The sequence below is a fragment of the Thermoflexus sp. genome (assembly GCF_025055495.1).
GTDB lineage: Bacteria > Chloroflexota > Anaerolineae > Thermoflexales > Thermoflexaceae > Thermoflexus.
This window is the reverse complement of the sequence record NZ_JANWXB010000400.1, coordinates 1-2,342: the sequence shown is the minus strand read 5'-3', so window position 1 is coordinate 2,342 and position 2,342 is coordinate 1. Positions and strand designations below refer to the sequence as shown.

General features: G+C 64.0%; 2 protein-coding genes. Both read left to right on the top strand.

The window, feature by feature from the left end; translation table 11 throughout:
- The first annotated feature begins 469 nt into the window (after positions 1-469).
- Positions 470-1,543, top strand: coding sequence for a phosphatase PAP2 family protein (locus tag NZM16_RS12990; RefSeq protein ID WP_295451863.1), 1,074 nt, complete (start codon positions 470-472; stop codon positions 1,541-1,543).
- Between the two features lie 213 nt (positions 1,544-1,756).
- Positions 1,757-2,110, top strand: coding sequence for a phage holin family protein (locus NZM16_RS12985; RefSeq protein WP_295451862.1), 354 nt, complete (start codon positions 1,757-1,759; stop codon positions 2,108-2,110).
- Positions 2,111-2,342 lie beyond the last annotated feature (232 nt).

Genomic DNA, 2,342 nt, shown 5'->3' with positions numbered 1-2,342 from the left:
GGATGGCTGTACCCGACGCCCGCCCTGACGGCCCGGGCCCCCCCCCCCAACCATCTTGGGGGGGTGGTGGGGGGGCCCAACCCCCCCCGCACCACCCCCGAAAACCCCCAAATGAAAAATGGACAAAGCAGTGGCCTTGCGTCCTCCCATTTTATAGTATAGAAGTTATGCCATTGGAAGCCTGCTGGGCGGGGCGGGATGCCCCGCTTTCCCCTCCCCGTGGCCTTTAGGCCGTGGGGAAGGGAAAGCAAAATTTCTTCAGCGGCGGAGCCAGCGCCGAGGACCCCCGGCTCCACCCCTAAAGACACTGGGAGGAGATGAACAGCGCACCTCCTATCCAGGGGACTTGGAGGCGGGCGGGATCCTCTTCGACGGTCCTGACCCTCGATATTCGATTTTGCCTTCCCGCGGTCCTCGGGGCCGCGGAAAGGCGGAAAGAAGGAGGATCCCATCCAGGCGGCAACAAAAGATGCGCGCCTATCTTCCCTGGTATCTGGTCATCGGTTACATGGGGGCAGCATGGGCTGCGGCCCTCGGGGTGATCCTCTTGCGCTGGGGCCACGAATGCGCTTCCCGACCCCTTCAGATCGGCGGGGTGCTGCTCCTGCTTGGAAGCGGGATCGGGTTCTTCGCCGGGGTGCCTGAGATCTGGACACCGGGCCTGGCCGGAACAGAGCTCAGCGCGATGAGCGGGCTCGCCATCCTGGGGGCCTGGGCTGTCTTCCGGGCAGGGCAGGTGCTTGCTCCATCCCTTCTCCGTGGAACGAAAGCCAGCCTGCCGATAGCTTCCCAGCCTTTCTCTTCCTCTCGGGCGGAAGATCCGGATGGCACCCGCGCGACCCGCGTTCCCCTAGAGATCCGGAAGAAGCGGATAAGAGCTCGCTGGATCGGTGGGGGCGTTGCGATCCTTGCGATCCTTGCCATCTGGCATTGGGACATCCCCCTGTTCTTTGCCATGAACCGGTATGCTGGGCGGACACCCGGGATCGATGGGCTGGCGCGTTTGCTGATCAACGACTATGCTGTGCCCACGGCGCTGGCCATGCTGGCATGGGCCATGTGGCTGACCGGAGATCCGAAGCGCCAGGCAGCCGTCCTGCGGGCCATCCTGGCGGTTCCCCTCAGCGGTTTGATCCTGGAAGCCGCGAACGCCCTTTACTTCCGCCCCCGCCCCTTCACGGATTACGAGGTCAACCTGTTGTTTTACCATCCCTCGGATTCCTCGTTTCCCAGCAACGCCGCCACGGTGGCATGGGCGATCGCTGTTTCCCTATGGACCGGCGATTCAAGGATGGGGCGGATCGGGATGTGCCTGGCGGCGGGGATCAGCTGGGCCCGGGTTTACGGGGGGGTGCATTACCCGCTGGATGTAGTGGCGGGGATGCTCCTGGGGGCGGCGATCAGCTTGGGGCTGGAACGTCAGCGCCACCTGCGCGAGTGGAGCATCGGCCTGGCCCGTCGGGCTGGACGATGGATGTCCCTTTCCGGATGCCCGAAACATGCATTCTTGAAGGAAAGAGCCTCTCCCCATGCCGCGAAATAAGAGGGGGAAATGAGATCAGGCCGCCCTTCTCTCTTTCCTCCCTGTGGCCCCTGGGGTTGTGGGGAGGGGAAGAAAAAAGATTTTCGGGCTCGGGAAGGCCGCCGATCTAATGCATAATCTCCCCGGAGCCCCTTTGGGCCTCGGGGAGGAGGGGGAGTTCAGAGAGGGAGGGATCATCGGCACAGCATCCCGTCAATGAATGGAGGAGGATCGATGCGACACTTCCTGGTGCGCTGGGTCCTGAATACGATTGCCCTGTGGGTGGTCTCCCAGATCTACGGAGGGATCTCGTTCCGGGCTGGCGCCGGGCTGGGCGATTTCCTGTTGGCAGGCCTGGTGCTGGGCCTGGCCAACGCCCTCATCCGCCCGATCCTTCTGTTCGTCACACTGCCCCTCAACTTGCTCACCCTGGGGCTCTTCACCTTCGTCGTGAACGCGGTCATCCTATATCTCGTGGCCGCCCTCACCGCCCTGGAGGTTCACGGGTTCCTGGCCGCGCTGATCGGCGCGGTGCTGCTTTCGATCGTCAGCTTCGGGTTGAGCCTGTTGGTTCGGGAGAAATCATGAGGGGTGTAGCCATTCCGTGCTGCCTCCCTGGATCGCCAAACGCCGCATCCGATGGAGCGGGTATAGCTCCCTCCCGGCGGCTTGAGGGGCCGCGGGGAGGGGGGATACATGCATTCATTGCGGGGGGGGGGGGGGGGGGGCGGGGGCCCGCGCCCCCCCCGACCACACCCACAAAAAAACAAAATACAGAGCGAGACACCGACGGGGGGAACGAGGGCGGGGGAATAGGGGG